This is a genomic window from Wandonia haliotis (genome assembly GCF_039523435.1).
GTDB lineage: Bacteria > Bacteroidota > Bacteroidia > Flavobacteriales_D > Crocinitomicaceae > Wandonia > Wandonia haliotis.
The window spans coordinates 17,115-19,895 of record NZ_BAAAFH010000020.1 but is presented as its reverse complement, the minus strand read 5'-3'; the positions used below and the strand labels follow the sequence as shown (position 1 = coordinate 19,895).

Here is a 2,781-nt window from a genome sequence, read left to right as displayed (position 1 = left end):
TATTGCGATATTCTTCCTGTTTAGTCGAGCCACATTGTTTACACAGATGACGTTGTATTCCCTTCAAAGTCTTCCCTTTTTTAACCACATAATCATTAAAAAATGAACAGGTTAATTTTCCATCAACACATTTGATACACGTAGAACCATTTGACTGCATTTAAGATCGTTTTTTGACCTCAAATCTATTGTTCCTACAGGAGTATCCACTCATTTTTAACGAACCACCTTTCAATATCTATTGATAATCAGTCGATTGAAGTTTTGTTTTCCTGTTATCAACACATTTGATACACTACCGTGTTGCCACTAATCATCTTGACATATTGAAGAATACTCTTTTATAGTTTCAGAAAAAAGATAATCGTTAAGCCGATTATTTATCTCTATCAATTGATTAAGTAGCTTACAAAGCTTTGTTTTATCCAAATTACTTTTATTCGCCTCTATCCAAATTAAAGCTTCTATTGCCTCACCATCCTCATGCTCCATTGTTTTAATTGCCTTTTCATAATAAAAGATTGCTTTTTCAATATTTCCAGTTTTTGCATAGCATTTAGCTAAGCTTAGAAACAAAGTTTCAGAGTTTTTATTTTGTTGATTATAGCTGTATTCGAAATCTAAAATAGCATTTTCATAATTGCCTTGCCAAAAATGCAACAATCCACGGTTATACCATGACAAAGACTGGTTACTTATGTTTATGGCATTATTGAAGTCAATCATAGCCTTATCAAATAATCCTAAAAGCATGAAGCTACCAGCTCTTCCATCGTAGGCCTGATACATATCTGGATTCAAATAAATACAAGTGTCGTAGTACCCTATTGATATTTCTAATTCGTCCAATCCCTTATAGACCACTGCTAAATTATAATACTTAAGATAATCGGGAGTTTTATTTTTTCTATCAATCTCAATTGCTTTTTCATATAATGACTTTGCTTTTATGAAATTACCACTTTCATAATGCTCAAATCCTTGCTGAAATATATAGTCAGAAGATTGCGAATACCCTACAGAAATTAGTGTATTGACACAGATGATTACTGATAATAAAGCTAATTTTACCATATTTTTACTGTATCAAATACTATACCGTTATTTAGTGTCGCCTGTAAAACTACTGTTAGTTGCATTGTAATCCCTATTGATTTGAATATTTATTTTATCGGGCGATATTCCAACTGATTGAAAAGCGTGTTGGATATTTTTCATATAGCTGTTAACTGTTGCTTCCCATTGATGAGAAGCGCTATAATAAATGTCAATATCAGTGTGTCCTTTTAAGCCTATTGTTAAATTTATATCGATTTTGTCAAAGCTAAATTTGCTCAATTCTTTTGCTACTTGTCCCCATGAGCCATATTCGTTTGAACCATAAATCATCTTGTGTTGGCGCTGACTTCCGCCATGGTTATATCCCTGTACTGCAGATGCTTGAAGAACTTTATTTAAGTCACCAACTGTTAAATGTGGTTTTGTATTATTTATATGAGGTGGTAAATTTTCAATTTTAGGCTCTGTTATAGGAAACAGACCAGGTGTTCTTACCGCCATTTTATCTATTGGATAATAATCATCAATTATAGGTAATAAATCACTTTCGGGTATTACATAATACTGTGCCGAAGGTGCATCATTTTGAATACCATAATACCCAGCAGTAGCTTGAGCATTGTGATGAGCGTCCAGTCGTATATATACTCCTAAATCACCTCTTGAGCGTTTATGACCAGAAGCCCAGCTAGATTGCATTGATTTACTAGTAATTAAGCCTAATTCACTATGCATTGCATACCCCCTTTCTCGAATCATCATTTTCACTTTGTAGTGGTCTTGTTTTGTTATACCACCCGCATCTTGTATTTTCGTTTGAAGTGACTGCTTTTGAGCATCTGATAGTGTTGCTTCTAAACCTTCAAGTTCGTTCATGTGAATAACTTTGTTTTCACTAAACGCATAAGGGCTATTCCAAGGATAAGAAATTGCCAAAGGGTCAAGCGCAAAGAACCTCCCCACCCTCGGATCGTGCATACGGTATTTGTAATTAATTGAGTTTCCGTCACCTTTTATCTCGTCATCCTTCTCCTGTCCCTGGAAGCCATAGCGATAACTATCCGCATTATCACTACCATGACGATTAGGCATCTGCATCCCAAACGGCATATAATCCGAATAACTTTTCACATCAGCTACATAATAGAAATCTTCCACTACTGCCGCTGCATTTACATCCTGAACAAACAAATACGACAAGTACATCGATCGCGTACCCGTATTCGGGTTCTCCACAGCAAACATCGTCTCTGAACTCGGTGCTACAAATGTCAACGTATAACGTCCGTCTGAAGTAATATGCTGCACCTGAATATTGGCTGAGGTGATATTGTTTCGAACAAACGGGGTCAACTTAGGACCTCCATTCAGTCCCAATGTATAGTGAACCGTATACGTTCTTCCGGCTACTGTCGGGAAAACACATAAAATACCATTCCACTGCCCCAAATTGTCTACTCTAAGACGGTTACCCGAGATCGAAGTGGTTACTCCTGTCCGTATGCCAACACATTCCCTAAATGATTATTATTATTTAATTCAAAGAACTTTTTTCCCTGTTTTGCAGAATAAAAATAAGCAAAATCTATTGAAAAATAGAATTATCAACTTGTTTTTTCATGAAGAAAATACGGGTTATTTTTCATTAGTTAGCACCAAAAATAAATTCTCACCACAGCCAAAATACTATACGCAATCGTTCTGCGATTTAGACGTTTCAGA

The 2,781-nt window shown here is 35.4% G+C and carries 4 protein-coding genes; 1 reads left to right on the top strand and 3 read right to left on the bottom strand.

What is annotated here, in order from left to right; translation table 11 throughout:
* The 3 genes from ABDZ97_RS17680 to ABDZ97_RS12470 all read right to left on the bottom strand — a co-directional run.
* Window positions 1–160, bottom strand: a 160-nt coding sequence (locus tag ABDZ97_RS17680; RefSeq protein WP_425542661.1) for an IS1/IS1595 family N-terminal zinc-binding domain-containing protein, incomplete at its 3' end; no start/stop codon positions are given.
* Between the two features lie 149 nt (window positions 161–309).
* Complete coding sequence (locus tag ABDZ97_RS12475; RefSeq protein WP_343788146.1) at window positions 310–1,074, bottom strand: tetratricopeptide repeat protein; 765 nt, start codon at window positions 1,072–1,074, stop codon at window positions 310–312.
* A gap of 27 nt (window positions 1,075–1,101) precedes the next feature.
* On the bottom strand, window positions 1,102–2,508 hold the full coding sequence (locus tag ABDZ97_RS12470; RefSeq protein WP_343788144.1) for an RHS repeat-associated core domain-containing protein: 1,407 nt from the start codon (window positions 2,506–2,508) through the stop codon (window positions 1,102–1,104).
* A gap of 52 nt (window positions 2,509–2,560) precedes the next feature.
* On the opposite strand from ABDZ97_RS12470, the gene ABDZ97_RS12465 reads away from it, so the two are divergent.
* Window positions 2,561–2,781 (top strand): hypothetical protein (locus ABDZ97_RS12465; RefSeq protein ID WP_343788142.1); only part of this gene is annotated, 221 nt, incomplete at its 3' end.